Genomic DNA, 16690 nt, shown 5'->3' with positions numbered 1-16690 from the left:
ATTTTTATAAGAGCATCCGGTAAACGTAAAACTCAGCGTCTTTAGACCTGAGATATAAGTGACACGGGCGGTTTTAACCGCCGTGTGCCTTCCTAAGCTAACTTGTATTCTCTAATTAGTCTTTGTGTGGCCGATGACTGAGACACCCCCCAGCTTGCAGCAATCTGTTCTAACTTTGCTTTGTCTTCTTCCGACAAATAAATAACAGTACCTTTTTTTCTAGACATGATGACAATTGAATATTAGTATGCTATGATAATAATATCATAACATTGCAACCCGAACAATGTCTAAAGTTAGTAAATCAATGGGAGTACAACAGGTTTTGTTGTCTCCCGACAATGAGATAAAGGCAATTTTAGAATATCTTTGTCAACAGTCGGGTAGGCTCTATAACAGTGGTGTTTATTTTGCTAGACAAACATTTTTTAAAACTGGAAAACTTTTAACGGGTAAGTTTGATTTGATTTATGAGCCTTCAGTTTCTAAAACTATGGTCGCTCAATCAATGCCATCCGTCCCCGCACAACAAACTTTATTGTCTGTAGCTGAGGCTTTTAAATCTTTTAAAGAATTACGTTCTTTATTCATCAAAGGTCAATTACACTTTAAGCCCAAAGCTCCCGGCTATCTAACAGGCTCTAAACTTTTTAAAGTTACTTATCCTAATAGTGGGACACAAAAGCTAACTCTAGTCAATGGACAGATCAGATTTTCGTTGGGACTAACAGTTAAAAGATGGTTTGGAATTTCTGAATTTTTCCTACCAATGCCGTCAAACATAGATATATCAAAGGTTAAAGAGTTCACCATCTTACCTAAAAACGGTGTTTTTTATCTGGAAATGTCTTATGAAGTTGAAAGACAAAACCACGTTTTAGACATCCATCAGGCATTGTCTATTGACCTGGGAACGGCTGAAAATTTAGCGGCTTGTGTTGATACTTTGGGCAATTCTTTATTGATTGATGCCCGTGCAATGAAGGCGATGAACCAGATTTGGAACAAAAAAGTATCAACACGAAAAGAAGGAAAACCGGAGGCTTATTGGGATAATTGGCTAGACCGTGTGACCCGTAAACGCAACCATCAAATGAAAGATGGGGTTAATAAAGCTGCAAAACTAATTATTGATCATTGCTTAAAATACGGCATTGGTACATTAGTAATCGGCTGGAATGACGGATTTAAATCTAACGCTAACATGGGGCGAATTAATAATCAAAAGTTTGTCCAAATGCCGTTAGGTAAACTCAAAGACCGACTAAAACAATTATGTGATTTACACGGAATTAGATTTCAAGAAACTGAAGAATCTTATACGTCAAAAGCATCTTTCTTGGATGGAGACTCCCTACCCGTTTATGGTCAAAAACCAGAAGGGTGGAAAGCATCGGGTAAGCGCGTTAAACGTGGATTGTATCAGTCAGCTAATGGTTCAATTGTTAACGCTGATTTAAATGGTGCAGCGAACATTCTAAGAAAAGTAGCCAGCAATCTAAGCTTAGACTTGGGCTTACTGGGTAGGCGTTGTTTGACGAACGCAGCGAGAATTAGACTTTGGGTATTAAGCCCTAAGCTTACTCTGTCCGCAGAATCTCAGTGTCTTTAGACCTGAGAGTGTCAATAAAGATCCAGATAGAAATATTATTGAACTTAGTCAACAATGAGATTATTCTCCATGACAAAAGTTAAAATGGATGGATTGTGAAAAGATAAATAGCAAATGTTTTGGGCTGATAAAATTGCTGCTGATGCAGTAGGCGACCAGGTAGTTAATGATTCTAAGACTCCATCAGGACGGGTACACGTTGGGTCATTGCGGGGTGTGGTTATCCATGATGTGATTTACCGTGCCTTGAAACACGCAGGTAAGCCTGTTAAGTTCCTGTATGGTGTGGATGACTATGACGCACTGGATACGGTTCCAAAATACTTAGATCAGGAAAAGTTTTCTCCTTATTTGGGTTTTCCTCTGTGTAATGTACCTTCCCCTGGTGATGAGGATACTAGTGATTATGCTAAATATTTCATTGGTGAATTTTTTGAAGTTTTTGAGTATTTAGGAATTAAACCAGAAACTTATTTTCTCCGGGATTTATATCGTTCTGGCCAGCTTAATTCTCATATTGATACTTTCTTAAAAAATGCCCATTTGGTGAGAGAAGCATATAAAGAAGTCAGTAAGGCTGATCGTCCCAATAACTGGTATCCTTTTCAAGTTATTTGTGAAAATTGCGGTAAAATTGCCACAACTGTCACTACAGATTATAACGGTTCAGAAGTTTTTTATACTTGCAAACCAGAGGCAACTGATTATACAAACGGTTGTGGACATTCTGGTTGGGTTTCTCCTTTTAATGGTAATGGTAAATTACCTTGGAAGGTGGAATGGGTGGCCAAGTGGGATGTACAGGGTGTAACTATTGAAATGGCTGGTAAAGACCACTCTCAAAAAGGTGGTTCTAGAGATGTTGCTAATGCTATTAGTCGTAAGGTTTTACAAAAGCAACCTCCTTTCCATTCTCCCTATGAATTCATTCTTGTGAATGGTACAAAAATGAGTTCTTCTAAGGGTGTAGGTTCGGGTGCAAAAGAAATTGCGGCTTTACTTCCTCCTGAATTACTGCGCTTTTTAATGTTGCGGACTCAACCAAGAACAGTAATTAACTTTGCACCAAATTATGAAACTACTACTCGTTTATTTAGAGATTACGATACTTTAATTAATAAGTATTCCAAATCTCCTGAATTAAATGAGGAATTAATGCCGTTATTTTACGCGCAGGTAGGGGATGAAATCAAAACTTTCCAACCTTTTGATTTTAGTACGTTGATTTCTTTGTTGCAAGTTCCGCGTTTAAATATTCAGGAAGAGGTTTTACAACGTAGTCCACAGCCTTTAAATGAGTATGATCAGCAAATTATTAATCAAAGAATTGCTGCTGCTCAATTGTGGTTACAAGACTATGCAGATGAGGAAGAAAAGTTAGTTCTCTATTTGGAACAAGTTCCAGATAAAGCTAATAATTTTAACTCCGAACAAGTTGCTTATTTGCAAAAACTGATGGAGAATTTGCAGAATATTCCTAATTGGGAAGCTGAGGAATTACAAACTATAATTTTCTCGACTACTAAGGAGTTAGGGATTCAACAACCAATTGCTTTTAAGGCTTTATATTTATCTTTTTTAAATAAAGAAAAAGGTCCTAAAGCTGGTGGTTTGTTGTCTTATTTGGAGAAATCTTTTGTGATTTCCAGGTTGCAGGATGTTGTGGCTTTGAATGTAGGTAAGGAAAAGATGGAAGTTTCTTAATTTATCCTTTTATGGTGCGTTACGCTGTCGCTAACGCACCCTACGATATTTTGGTTTTGGTAATTTCACCGTTTGGCTAGTTGTGGAGTTTTTCCTTTTAAGCCAATCATTAATTTCAGGGCGAATATTTTTACTATGGGAACTCGCTGCATAATCCATAGACCCAAACGGCGAATTATGACTATTGGTAAGAAGTTGTTAGAAAAAACTCGATCTAATAAATCGGTAAAACCTAATATTGCGAGGTTTTCTTTTTTTCTCCAGCTTTCATATTGTTTGAGAATGGAAATGTTACCAATATCTTGACGATGTTTATGTGCTGTTTGGATGATTTCAGCTAATGCTGCTGCGTCACGAATCCCCAAATTTAAACCTTGTCCACCGACGGGATGACAGTTATGGGCGGCATCACCAATTAATGCTAATCTGGGGAGAACATAGCGATCGCTCTGCATTAACTGTACCTGAAAAACAAACCTGTCTCCTAATAATTCCAATTTACCCCCATGCTGACCATAGCGTTTAGTCAATTCTGCTAAAAACTCCTGATCATTCAATGCACAGAAAGCTTTTGCTTCCTCATGGGGTGCAGTCCAAACAATGCGACAACGGTTTCCAGGTAAAGGTAATATTGCAAATGGACCACTTGACCAAAACTTTTCGTAAGCAGTGTTATTATGAGGGTTTTCTGGTTTTACAAAAGCCACAATACATGATTGCCAGTATTTCCAACCTTTAGTTTTAATGCCCGCAGCTTGACGAATGGGAGATTTTGAACCATCGGCAGCTACTAACAATTTACTGCGAATTGTCCGATTTTCATCGGCAATTTTCATATTAATAGTAACTATATCTCTCTCATTTTGTGTACTGACTACTTCTGCTGGACACAAGATAGTTACATTTGCACAATTTTGCACAAATTCTTGTAAAGGTTCTAACAGTGCATAATGTTCTGCTACAAAACCTAACTCTGGTGTACCTAAATCAGCAGTTTGGAAATTGACTACATCAGGATAATCAGCATCAGAGAGACAAACTTGGTTATATTTGGCAACATTGGGGAGAATTTCATCCCATAAACCAATGCCTTGGAAAATTTGTGCTGATAACATATGTACAGCATAAGCCTGTCCTTTGGCTACTGCGGCTGATGCAACTCTAGCTTCGATTAGGAGGATATTTAACCCAGAGTCTTTTAAAGCTGCGGCTAGGGTTAAGCCGACAATTCCACCACCGACTATAACTAAATCATAATCATATCCCCAGTAGTGTTCTGTGGGGGTGTGGGGAGAGGAAAGGGTGGGAGTTAGTTGGGAGAGGGACATTGTAAAGATAAATTACGGCGGTTTAACTATTATTGTGACGCGATCGCCACTGATGATCAAGATCAATAGAAAAACAACTTCTTATTCACCAAAAGCAAAAATATTTTAATTAACTCTGCCTTAGGTAGTAGCAATATTTATTGAGGTTGAATAGGCTTAAGTTTATTAATGCCTGAAAAACGTGTATGTACCCTGGAGAAAATTTCAGGGTCTTTTTTTATGCTTTTAAGCGAAGATATTAAGTAGCAGCGACAAGTTCTAACGCTAACCTAGTTATTTCCGAGCAAAATGTTTTTCCATTATTTCTAAAATCATTGGTGCAGCCACACTACCACCACCACCACCGGAATGTTCAGCAAAGGCCACGACTAAAATTTCTGGCTTATCCGCAGGTGCATAAGCCCCAAACCAAGCGTGATTTTCTTTAACTCCTTTTCTCCAAGCTTCAGCAGTGCCACTTTTACCAGCTACTGGGGGAAGAGTTGGGACATTTAATGCCTTACCTGTGCCTTCATGGACTACCTTCCGCAATCCTTCACGCAAAATTTTGATGGTTGTGGGTTTGAGATTTAATGATTGTCTCCAGCTTTTAGCTTCTTCATTATCTTTCAACAAATGGGGTTGCACTCGATAACCACTATTCGCAGGTACAGCAAACATGACAGCGACTTGTAAAGGGGTAGCTTGTAAAGCCCCTTGGCCAATGGACATATTCACAGTGTCGCCTACACTCCAAGGTATTTTCCATGTTTTCTGTTTCCAATTTTCATCGGGAACTAAACCCTTAGCTTCTTCTGTGGTAAATTCAAAGCCGGTTCTTTGACCAAATCCATATTTACGAGTCCATTCAATCAAAGTTAGTCCACCGACTCGCTTACCAACTTGATAAAAGAAGGTATCGCTACTCCATTGTAATGCGCCCACAAAACCCAATGGTCCAAAACCAGCATGATTCCATTCACCAAATCTAGTTCCACCGATATTTAAAGAACCGTAGGTTTGTAATACTGTATCAGGAGAAAATTTACCTGATTCTAGTCCGGCCGTTGTGGTGACAATTTTAAAGGTACTAGCTGGAGGAAAGACGCTAATAGCCCGATTGACGAAAGGATGTTCAGGATTTTGGAATGTTGTTTTCACATCTTGTTGAGAAAGTTTTTGCTTAGAAAAGATATTGGGGTCGAAAGTGGGATGAGACACCATTGCTAAGATAGCCCCATTTTTAGGGTCAATTGCGACTATTGCACCATTACGCTTACCTAAAGCTTTTTCTGCTGCCAGTTGTATATCTAAATCTATAGTTAAGTGCAAATCATTACCAGCTTTTGCTTCTTTGCTTCCTAACACTTTTATGGGTTTACCGCTACCATCTACCTCTATCTGCTGACCGCCCCATTCACCTCTTAACAATTTTTCATAGGCTTTTTCTACACCCATTTGACCTGTTACATCTCCTAATCTGTAGCCTTCCGCTTTCCTTTTTTCCAATTGTTCAGCAGTAATTTCACGAGTATACCCAAGTACATGAGCTAACTCTTGACCGTGGGGATAATAACGAACAGCTTCCGTATTTATTTCTACGCCTGGTAGTTCATTTTCATACTCTTTTAATGCTGTCACCTGTGCTTCATTAAGATTGCGAGCAATGCGAATTAGTGAAGAAGGGTTGATAGCAGATTGTTCAAGTGTTTTCTCAATTTCTTCTTGGGGGGTGTCGAGAATTTTGGCTAGACGTGGACCAACCACAGACCAGGAGGGTTTAGTATGTGCCATTGGCCATAAGTACACAGACCGAGGATAACGAGTGCTGGCTAATAATTTACCATTCCTGTCAAAAATATTACCTCTTTCTGGTTGTTTAGAAATAATGCGAATCCGGTTGGATTCTGCACGGATGCGGTGGTTTTTTCCTTCGATAATTTGCAAATAAATTAATCTAGCGCCGATTCCAGATAACATTAATAATGTGAATAAAATTACAAATGTAGATTGGACACCACGTCCAACTGTGCGTGTATTTTTTGTTGTACTAAGTAATGATGGAAAAATAGCCATAAGACCAAAAAAAATTTTGGGATAAATAGGTAATAGGTAATAAGTAACGACTGACAACTGACAACTGACAACTGACAACTGACAACTGACAATATCAGGGTATTCTACGGAAGATTATGGCTCAAACTGCGATACAGAATCAAAGAGGTTCAAAAACATTACAGCCACTTGATGTTGAATTGCGTAACGTATTCAAGTTTTTCAACCAAGAACCCGCAGTACATGGGGTAGATTTGGATGTTAGACAGGGAGAGTTCTTTAGTATTTTAGGTCCTTCTGGTTGTGGGAAAACAACTACACTCCGCTTAATTGCTGGATTTGAAAGGGTTGACGCTGGTAAGTTACTAATTCAAGGTCAGTTAATGACCGATGTTCCTTCTTATCGGCGACCTGTGAATACTGTATTTCAAAGTTATGCTTTATTTAATCACTTGAATGTGTGGGAAAACATTGCTTTTGGACTGCGATTAAAAAAAATATCTAAATCAGAAATTGCTAGTCGCGTCACAGAAGCTTTAAAACTCGTAAAAATGGAAAGTTTGCGATCGCGTGTCCCCAATCAACTTTCAGGTGGTCAACAACAACGGGTAGCCTTAGCAAGGGCTTTGGTGAATCGTCCCGCAGTCATCCTTCTAGATGAACCTTTAGGAGCATTAGATTTGAAACTTCGCAAGGAGATGCAAGTTGAGTTATCTAATCTTCACAAGGATTTAGGGTTAACCTTTGTTATGGTGACACATGATCAGGAAGAAGCACTATGTTTATCTGATCGCATTGCGGTGATGAACCAAGGCAAAATAGAACAAATTGGTACTCCCAGTCAAATTTACGAACGCCCCCAAACACCTTTTGTAGCTGATTTTATTGGTGATACTAATCTATTTAGTGGTGAAATTCTGGAAGTAGATGCAGAATCTATCAAAATTTCGACTAAAACTGGATTAACAATTCTTGTTGGTCGCAACGAACAAACTCCTTTAAAAATAGCCCAAAGTGTTGTTGTTAGTGTCCGTCCTGAAAAAATTCAACTTTCCCTTTATCAACCTAATATACCCACAAACTGTTTTGAGGGACGGCTAATTAATGTCATGTATTTAGGTACTCATGTTAATTATGTTGTGGAATTAATCAACGGTGTTAACCTCAATGTTTTACAACCTAATACTTATAGTAGCTTACCAGATAGGAATACACCCATTTATGCTTGGTGGGAAAAATCTGACTGTTTAGCTATTAGTCAAATTGACAATTTATGAAAGGAGTCACCGAGTCACCGAGTCACCGAGTCACCGAGTCAGGAGGAAGAAGGAAGAAGGAAGAATATGTAGAAGCTTCAAAAATAAAAATGAATTATCAATTATCAATTCCTGTAGATGACTAACAGACGTAATTTTCTCAAAAAAATGGCGGCATTTTCTACCTTATCTTTAGGTAGTTGTGGTTGGCGACTAGCTAATGTGGGGTCAAACTATATTAGCTCTAATCATAATGACAAACTATATATTTATACCTGGACACAATATACAGATAAAGAATTACTAACTACCTTTACTACCCAAACAGGGATGAAAGTAATAGCAGATGTATATGAATCCAATGATGTGATGTTGGCGAAGTTACAAGCTGGAGGTGGTGGTACTTATAGCATCATCTATCCATCTGACTATATGGTACAGAAGATGGCAGAAAAAGGGTTATTAACAGAAATAGATCATAGCCGTTTAATTGGCTTAGATAATTTATTGCCCCAATTTTCTAATCCTATTTATGACCCCAATAACCGTTATAGTATTCCCTTTAATTGGGGAACAACTGGTTTACTATACAACTCAGAAAAATTGGCAAATCCCCCAGAAGATTGGGAATATCTTTGGCAAAATCAGGATAAGCTAAATAAACGCTTTACCTTACTCAATGATGTGCGGGAGGTAATGGGGGCAACGTTGCGGATGTTGGGTTATTCCTATAATTCACAAAATGAAAATGAAGTTAAACAAGCATATCAGAAATTACAATTATTAAAACCTGCGATCGCTGCTTTTGATACTGATGCTTGGCAAAATAAAATTCTGGCGGGAGACTTATCAATTGCGATGTGTTATTCTGCTGATGCAGTCAGAATTTCTAAAGAAAACCCCAAATTAAAATTTGTAATTCCTCGCAGTGGTTCATCATTATGGACTGATACTATTGTTATTCCCAAATCTAATCCTAATATAGCTGGTGCTTATGCCTGGATTAATTTAATTTTGCGACCAGAAGTAGCAGCAGCAATTTCTGAAAGATTATATATTTCTACTCCTAATCGGGCTGGATTTGAACAATTACCACAGGAAATTCAAGAGAATACTAATTTATTTCCGCCTGAATCACTTTTAGCAAAGTGTGAACGTGTGACTCCTTTAGGAAAATTTGAAGAAGTATATGAACGCTATTGGACTCAATTACTAACTTAAAAATTACTAATTCTCAAATGCAATCTTCTAACGATCTGAGCAAAACCGAGAAATTACAATCTGGGTGGAAAAATTGGTTATCTCCCTTGGTATTACTAGCACCATCTGGTATTTGGTTATTAATACTGCTAGTTTTGCCAACATTAATCATTTTTGAATTAAGTTTAGTACCGGATATTCGACCAGGTGATCTAGTAAATCCTAGTGGTTGGGGTAACTATATTCGCATTTTTGAACCGATTTATTTAAAAGTTATATTCAACTCACTTTTTTTAGCATTTGCTACTACTATTATTACTTTAATTTTAGGTTTTCCCGTTGCTTATTGGATTGCTTTAATTGTGCCACAGCGTTGGCAAAATTTATTAGTTTTGGCTTTTGTTTTGCCTTTATGGACTTCTTCTTTATTGCGTTCTTACGCATGGATTACAATTTTGCGTCCTACTGGATTATTAAATAGTTTATTAACCAGTTTTGGTTTACCTACATTAGATATTCTGAATAGTAACTCAGCCGTATTAATTGGGATGAGTTACAGCTTGTTACCTTATATGGTGTTAATTTTATATGCTTCTTTAGAAAAGTTAGATAAACAGTTATTAGAAGCTGCTGCTGATTTGGGTGCAAATCCAGTACAAACTTTTTGCAAGGTGACTGTACCGCAAGTTTTACCAGGAATTGCTGCTGGTTCCCTGCTAGTTTTTATTACTGGGTTGGGGGATTTTATAGACCCTGAATTACTTGGTGGTGCTTCGAGTATGACGGCTGCGCGGTTAGTTTATAATCAGTTTCTTGGTGCTAGTCAAAATTGGGGTTTTGGTTCAGCTTTGAGTATGGCATTGATTTTGATGGTGAGTATTGCGATCGCTTTTGTGATTAAATTTGATAAAACTAAATAATTGTTCATTCTTTTCCAATTTTATTAAATTAAACCTAATAAACTACTAATTAGTTTTGGTAAACCACTACAACAAGGATTAGAGTATTCATATAATTCATTACGTAATATTTGCTTTGCGATTTTTTCAGCAGATTGAATAGCTTTTTCAGTTAATGGTTTTAATGGTTTGGGATAGAAACACGTTGATTTGTTATAGCCAGGGATATGTTTATCTAATAATTTAACTAACTTATCACGATTAATTTCTGCAAAATGATCTTGAAAATGAATTAAATACCAAAGTTCAAAACAAGGATTTGTAATTGCTAAATTAATCTTTTGACTATTAGCTCGATTAATCGCAGTTTCCCAACTTTTACGACTTTTTTCAATATGTTCATCTCCATCAAAAACAGCCCAAGCAGCATCATTTGTAGTCCATCTTTTTTCATTTTTCATCTGCTGTCGTTTTTCGATGAGTATTTCAATAATGTTACCTGGGTCAGTTTTTCCTTGATTATCCAATACAATAATCTCTAAAGTTGATGAACGTAATTCATTACGAATGCTATTGAAATAAATTGGTTCGGTTTTACTTCCTTCACAAGCAATTAATATTTTTTGAGTAATTTTCCTGGTAGGTTGACGACGTTCTAACTTTCTTGACATTCCTCATCACCCTGTAATATCATTTCTTCATCAGATGGTAAAAATGGAACTGCTCCAAAGCGTCCATCTAAATAAGCTTTATCAATTGCTAAATCATTGCGGACATGAAAATCAGTTAAAGGATATAATTCTGTACTATGGTCAGGACGTTTTTGTGTAAACCAAATTTGATCACGTCGTAGTAAGTTATTTCTTTGTAATGTATTATCATGGCTGGTGAAAATCAGTTGAGAATTTAGAGGATTTGTTTTGGGACTTTGAAACATTTTGATAATATATTTTACAATATTTGGGTGAATGTTTGCGCCTAATTCATCTACAATCGTTAACACTTCTGAGTCTAGAGCCTTGAGTATTCTAAACGCTAAGTTAAATATACGTTGTGTTCCAAGAGATTCTTCATCGAAAGTCCAATAAATTTCTTTACCTTCATGGGTATTATGTACAGCATATATATTATAATCCAACGCATCATCTGATTTTTGTTTGATCTCGATTCTGGAAATTCCTGTATCAAATTTATTTACAATCTTCACGACATCTTCGAGAAGAACATTGAATGAAGGCTCATCAGTAATTTCCATTGGTACTAATCTGAATAAATCCAATTCTTCATTACCCAGATAAATGCCTACAAATCTTTCTTCTATCCAATCTATAAGAGATTTAATTCTCTCAACTTCTAGTTTAAATAATATACTGATAAATAACTCATTTTCTTTAATATTCCGCTGTAATTGATTATGCGGACCTACAAAATCATCGCCAGTTTTCCAAATAAATTTTTGCCTATCTCCATCCCATTGACGATGATATAAGCGCCGAGTTCGCTTGGTTGTATTTAAAGCATAATCCAATTTTTCAGAAATAATATGATTTTGATTAATTTCTAATGAATAAGTATATATATTATTATCAAATAGAGTTCTTAATTCAAACCTTGTCGGTTGTTTAGCAGAAATACTATCTAATTTGAAAGTATCTAATTTTGCATATTGAAAAATTCTCTGGGCGCTGGTCAGTTCTTGTGTACTATGAGTCATCATAAGCAATAAATAATCTAAAGCTTGAATAACATTACTTTTACCTGAAGCGTTAGCTCCAAAAATTGCTAAAACAGGTAAAATCTCCATATCCCAACCTTCAACATAATACCCAGGTGCAATTTCTTGATCTGATTTTATCCCTTTGCGTTTGCTGGTTGCGCTTGTCTTGCGAGCGCTTTGTTTTTGAGCAACAGCACTGAGAGTTACAGGTTCTTTAATGGAACGGTAGTTTTCAACAGTGAAGTCTACAAGCATAATTTAAAGGTACTCAAGGCAGTTTTTTGTGATTTCTTCACGTAAATCATATCGTAAAAGTCAAAAAATCTCTACTTTTACCACAAATTGTTATGTTAACTTATAGATACTACTGAGTATTACGAAAAAATGATTACACTCGGTGTTTTTTCTTCTTTGCTGATTAAATTTTTTGATATATCATCCCATACTTGTGAGCTAAGTTGATTTAATAACCTAGTTTGACGCAATCTAATTTCTTCTTTATTTTCTAATCCTTCAACTACATAAAATGATTTAGGAGGTAATAAATTATAGCTGGCTGGGACAACATCTAATAACCACCAATCAAACAATTCACGTCTACCATAAGAACCTGGAAAAATCGCATAACCTTCTAAGCAATCATCTAGAATATTTAAAATTGCTTCTACAGCCTGTTCATAGTTAAGAACTCGAATTGCATTATCAAAAACATCTATAGCTTCATCAAGTATTTGAAAGTTCGCTATTTCTTTCTCAATATAAAAATTGCGGTTCTTTGATATAGCTTTCAGCAATTCTTCGCTACTAAATTTACTGGTATCATTTTTTGTGTTATTAATTGAACTATTAATTATAGTAATGACCCAATTTGCTATCAAATCAATAATACGTTTTGGTAATAAATTTTGTGGTTGATAGTATTTTAAAGTAGGCTCTACAACTAGAGTTAAAATCAGCGTCATCCAGAGATAGCGAAGATGAGTTAATGTTTCATTACTATCACAAAGTGATTTTAAAACTTCATTTACAGTATCATCCAGTGAAGCTCTACTATCGGACTCTGGCTCATATAGTTCTCCGTAATGTTCTAGTTTAATTCTGTCAAATAAAACTTGGAGATGTTTGGGAATATTATTTGATAAATATGGGTTTAAATTTATAGATTCTGTTATTCTCGATACCATAAATTTTTTCTCCTTTTATATTCTCTGCATAGGTAGTTTATATATATACTATATATTTTTATGCCTGAATAGGGGGATAGTGATGATCCCAGAATACTTGTTCTAACGGTAAATTTATATTTGGGAATTTTTCTTTGAATTGGCTTATAATCCCCCGACAACTTTGACATGGCTGTCGTTCACTATAAAGATAGATAGTGCCTTCCACATGGATATCATAAAACATTTCTAGGGTATCTGCAATTTCAGACAATATTTTATATTCTGAATCGCTATCCATCAAGTGTCCACTATAAGGATCAATAATTGGGTCAAGTTGTCCTCCTGCTGACTTTGGATTGGGTCTTTGAGGAATTGGACTTTTATTTCCACCTTTAGCTGTTGCACCTACACAAAAAACGACACCACTCTTGAGATATATTTCCGCAACTGCAACATTGCTGTGAGGATATTCTCTTTTCAAGTATTTTACTCGAATTTGAGCAGCAGATTCCCGTAATCTTTCCTTGATTAAATTTTCCTCTCCATCGTTAATATTATCTTGCGTATTCGTCATGTAATGATACTAGCATCCGTATAGGATGTTATTTCCCTGATAACATAAATAATAAAGCAGTAACTCCGCATTCACAATAGAAATATCCACACGACAACCAAAAAGGTATAAAACAATGATCCGGTTAAAACTCTGGCAATGGATTATTTTAGTCTCACCAATTGCGGTAATTATCTCTTTTCTTCTTATCTCCGCAGGAACGCAAATTCACGCTTGGGGATTAAGTTGGATTTGGGCTTTATTCACATTTGTATTTGTCGGTTGGCGTTGGTTATTAGTTCGCTGGACTAAACCGGCTGTCAATCAAATTGAAGCTGTTTTAGCAGAAGTTCGAGAAGAGTTAGAAACTACCACAGAGAATAATTTAATTAGGGGAACAGATACTACTAAAGAAGTAGAAACAGCATTACAAAATATTCTCACCGCAGCCGCAAATGATTTACCTATTTGGGAAGATTGGCAAACCTTCTGGAAAAGATGTCAAGATTTAGTAGTAGCAATTTCTCATATTTATAATCCTGAAGTTAAATATCCGCTTTTAAATATTTACATTCCCCAAGTTTATGGTTTAATTCGGGGAACAGTAGATGATATGGATCAATGGATGCAAAAATTATCTTCTGTGCTTAATCAAGTAACAGTTGGACAAGCTTATCAAACCTATGAAGTTTATCGCAAACTAGAACCCTCGGCGCGGAAATTGTGGAAAGTTTGGAATTGGGCGCAATGGGTATTAAATCCTCTGACTGCGGTGGCAAAAAAAGCGAGTGAAGGTGTTGGTAATCGAGCTTCTCAAGAATTATTAATAAATTTAAGTCAACTATTACGAGAAGCGGCTTTGCGGAATTTATGTAAACAAGCGATCGCTCTCTATGCAGGGACTAAAATTGAATTACCTACCCCCGCCCTACCCCAAGTTAAAACCCAAACCCTGCGAGACATTCTCACTCAAGCTGAACCCCCGGAAATCGTTGCCCAAAAACCCGTAAATATTCTCATTATTGGGCGCACAGGTGCAGGTAAAAGTAGTTTAATTAATACTCTTTTTCAAGATGAATTAGCTGCGGTTGATGTTTTACCCAGTACAGATACAATTCAAAATTACCATTGGGAAACAGAAAATGGGGAAACTCTCAACCTTTGGGATACTCCCGGTTATGAACAGGTAAAACGGGAAGATTTGCGAGATTTAGTGATTGATTATGCTAGTAATGCTGATTTACTATTATTAGTTACTCCAGCACTTGATCCAGCTTTGCAAATGGATGTAGATTTTCTCCAAGATGTAAAATCAGAAGTGGCAGATTTACCGATTATTACCATTGTAACTCAAGTAGATCGGTTGCGTCCTATCCGTGAATGGCAACCTCCTTATAATTGGGAAAGTGGAGAGAAACCAAAAGAGATTTCTATTCGAGAAGCGACAAAATACCGCCAACAACTATTAGGAAATTTCGCTAATTTAGTTTTACCTATCGTTACAAATGATCCGAAAACTAATCGTATTGATTGGAATATAGAAGCCTTATCTTCAGGATTATTAGCAGCAATAGATCCGGCTAAACAATTACGGCTAACTCGCTTTTTACGGAATTTAGAAACTCGCACCACAGCAGCAGCTAATATTATTGAGCATTACACATTTCAGATGACAACTACCCAAGGAATTGCTGCATTACTAAAAAGTCCCGTTTTGCAATTTATTTCCACATTATCAACAGGTTCTCCTACTCTTGCTTATTTACTCGCAGAACAAATACCCATTGAACAATTACCCATAGTAATTGGCAAATTACAAATGGCTTATGAACTTTTTCCCCTATTAAATACAGACAATTCCAAAACCCGCAACTTTGATTTATTATCTCTATGGCCATTGTTGTTAGAGAACCCATCTACACCAGATCGTAATGCTTGGGCTTTTGGTCATGCTTTAATAGAATATTGGACGCAAGATTTAACAATTGAACAATTGCGAACCAGATTTAATTATTATCTTCAACAGTGAAAAATTAGAGATTTTTTATGTGATTCTTTTATCCGCGTGAGTAAAAATTATCACAATAAATATTTCGGAGATATCTATGACCAGGGATAGTAATACAAAGTTGGGTTAAGAGATATTATTTGTTCAATAGTAGTTAACAAGTGACCCGAAAAATATCTTTTTTTCCTCTGCGGTTTAAGAAGTAATTTATCGAACCACAGAGGCACAGAGGACGCAGAGGAAAGAGGTTTAATTTCCAGCTATGCACCATCCTTTACTGTTGATTTTCGTTAAAATCACGATTTTTTCTTTAATGTTAGCCATAGGATGCAATCTCTGTTTTGAAGAAATGCTTTCCCTATGGCGAAAACCTGCTTTACTATTCCGGGCGCTTTTAGCCGTTGTGGTGCTAGTTCCTCTAGTGGTTATTGTCCTGCTAAAACTGTTTAACTTACCCCCAGAAGTAATGACAGGATTAGCTTTGTTGGCGGCTTCTCCAGGTGCGCCTCTGACCACAAAACGAGCGCAAATGGCTGGATGTAGATTTTCCTACTCAGCGAGTTTTCAGTTAACTCTCGCTATACTTGCAGTCTGCGTTACTCCTATTACCTTGGAAATTTTTGTCACCCTATTTGAGAATATTTCAGAAAAAGTGACAATTTTAGAAGTTACCCGACAAGTGATCATGGTACAGTTATTGCCTGTCAGTATCGGTCTGTTGCTGCAAAAGTTTGTGCCTAAATTTGTCGAAAATATCGCTCAACCTTTAAATTTTATTGCTAATAGTCTTTTTTTCGTACTGGTTGTTTTGGCTGGTATTTTAGGGATTCCCCTATTTTTCAAAGTTTGGGGATTACCAATGGTTGTTATTACCATCATGGTAATTGCCTCCTTAGCAATAGGACACAGTTTAGGAGGTAACAATGATGATACACAACCGATTTTAGCAATTTCCTGTATTGCTCGTAATGTTGGTTTAGCCTTGTTTATCGCTATTTTGAATAACGTAGAACAAAAGGTAATTCCCACACTCATAGCTTATGTAATTTTGGGAGCAATTTTAGGTAGTTTTTACTCAATTTGGAATAAACGCAAATTAGATCAACAACCTAACTTGAAAATAAGACCCCACCCCTAACCCCTCCCCGCAAGCGAGGAGGGGAATAAGAAGTTTTTTCATGGGTCATAGTTTTTTAGTTTCTCTCTGTACCTG

At 36.5% G+C, this 16690-nt stretch carries 14 protein-coding genes (1 of these 14 running past the window's edge); 8 read left to right on the top strand and 6 right to left on the bottom strand.

All coding sequences use genetic code 11. From position 1 onward, the window contains the following. The 3 genes from EZY12_00505 to lysS form a co-directional block, all read left to right on the top strand. Nucleotides 1–45 carry the final stretch of a VOC family protein gene (locus tag EZY12_00505; protein QSX68243.1) on the top strand. 309 nt of this gene lie to the left of the window's left edge, so 45 of the gene's 354 nt are visible here — the last part of the coding sequence; its start codon lies off the left edge, out of view; the stop codon is at nt 43–45. A 262-nt stretch (nt 46–307) separates the two neighbouring features. Continuing rightward, the gene (locus tag EZY12_00500; GenBank protein ID QSX70457.1) at nt 308–1612 is read left to right on the top strand and encodes a transposase; all 1305 of its coding nucleotides are present in this window, start codon (nt 308–310) and stop codon (nt 1610–1612) included. A gap of 114 nt (nt 1613–1726) precedes the next feature. Next, complete coding sequence (gene lysS, locus EZY12_00495) at nt 1727–3316, top strand: lysine--tRNA ligase (GenBank protein QSX68242.1); 1590 nt, start codon at nt 1727–1729, stop codon at nt 3314–3316. A 65-nt stretch (nt 3317–3381) separates the two neighbouring features. Here lysS and EZY12_00490 read toward each other — a convergent pair whose 3' ends face one another. Continuing rightward, nucleotides 3382–4644, bottom strand: coding sequence for an FAD-dependent hydroxylase (locus EZY12_00490; GenBank protein QSX68241.1), 1263 nt, complete (start codon nt 4642–4644; stop codon nt 3382–3384). Nucleotides 4645–4917: 273 nt separating this feature from the next. Next, nucleotides 4918–6699, bottom strand: a complete 1782-nt coding sequence (gene mrdA, locus EZY12_00485; GenBank protein ID QSX68240.1) for a penicillin-binding protein 2 — start codon at nt 6697–6699, stop codon at nt 4918–4920. A 116-nt stretch (nt 6700–6815) separates the two neighbouring features. On the opposite strand from mrdA, the gene EZY12_00480 reads away from it, so the two are divergent. The 3 genes from EZY12_00480 (at nt 6816) to EZY12_00470 (ending at nt 10054) form a co-directional block, all read left to right on the top strand. Then, entirely contained in the window at nt 6816–7955 is a 1140-nt protein-coding gene (locus EZY12_00480) for an ABC transporter ATP-binding protein (protein ID QSX68239.1), read from the top strand. Nucleotides 7956–8072: 117 nt separating this feature from the next. Then, nucleotides 8073–9155 carry a spermidine/putrescine ABC transporter substrate-binding protein gene (locus EZY12_00475; protein QSX68238.1) on the top strand — a complete coding sequence of 361 codons (1083 nt, stop codon included), beginning with the start codon at nt 8073–8075 and terminating at the stop codon, nt 9153–9155. A 17-nt stretch (nt 9156–9172) separates the two neighbouring features. Beyond that, complete coding sequence (locus tag EZY12_00470; protein ID QSX68237.1) at nt 9173–10054, top strand: ABC transporter permease; 882 nt, start codon at nt 9173–9175, stop codon at nt 10052–10054. A gap of 23 nt (nt 10055–10077) precedes the next feature. Here EZY12_00470 and EZY12_00465 read toward each other — a convergent pair whose 3' ends face one another. The 4 genes from EZY12_00465 to EZY12_00450 form a co-directional block, all read right to left on the bottom strand. Beyond that, on the bottom strand, nt 10078–10704 hold the full coding sequence (locus EZY12_00465) for an RloB domain-containing protein (protein ID QSX68236.1): 627 nt from the start codon (nt 10702–10704) through the stop codon (nt 10078–10080). Continuing rightward, entirely contained in the window at nt 10689–12005 is a 1317-nt protein-coding gene (locus EZY12_00460; GenBank protein QSX68235.1) for an ATP-binding protein, read from the bottom strand. Before EZY12_00460 ends, EZY12_00465 begins: the two co-directional genes overlap by 16 nt. Before the next feature lie 119 nt (nt 12006–12124). Continuing rightward, nucleotides 12125–12934, bottom strand: a complete 810-nt coding sequence (locus tag EZY12_00455) for a hypothetical protein (protein QSX68234.1) — start codon at nt 12932–12934, stop codon at nt 12125–12127. A 58-nt stretch (nt 12935–12992) separates the two neighbouring features. Next, complete coding sequence (locus tag EZY12_00450) at nt 12993–13490, bottom strand: hypothetical protein (GenBank protein QSX68233.1); 498 nt, start codon at nt 13488–13490, stop codon at nt 12993–12995. Nucleotides 13491–13605: 115 nt separating this feature from the next. Between EZY12_00450 and EZY12_00445 the strand changes: the two genes are divergently transcribed. Together EZY12_00445 and EZY12_00440 are read left to right on the top strand one after the other, a co-directional pair. Continuing rightward, nucleotides 13606–15498, top strand: coding sequence for a GTPase family protein (locus tag EZY12_00445; GenBank protein ID QSX68232.1), 1893 nt, complete (start codon nt 13606–13608; stop codon nt 15496–15498). Between the two features lie 241 nt (nt 15499–15739). Continuing rightward, nucleotides 15740–16615: a bile acid:sodium symporter gene (locus EZY12_00440; GenBank protein QSX68231.1), complete on the top strand. Its 876-nt coding sequence runs from the start codon at nt 15740–15742 to the stop codon at nt 16613–16615. Nucleotides 16616–16690 lie beyond the last annotated feature (75 nt).

Source organism: Dolichospermum sp. DET69 (assembly GCA_017355425.1).
GTDB lineage: Bacteria > Cyanobacteriota > Cyanobacteriia > Cyanobacteriales > Nostocaceae > Dolichospermum.
Note: the sequence above shows the minus strand (reverse complement) of the source record. Positions and strands in the feature narration are given on the sequence as shown.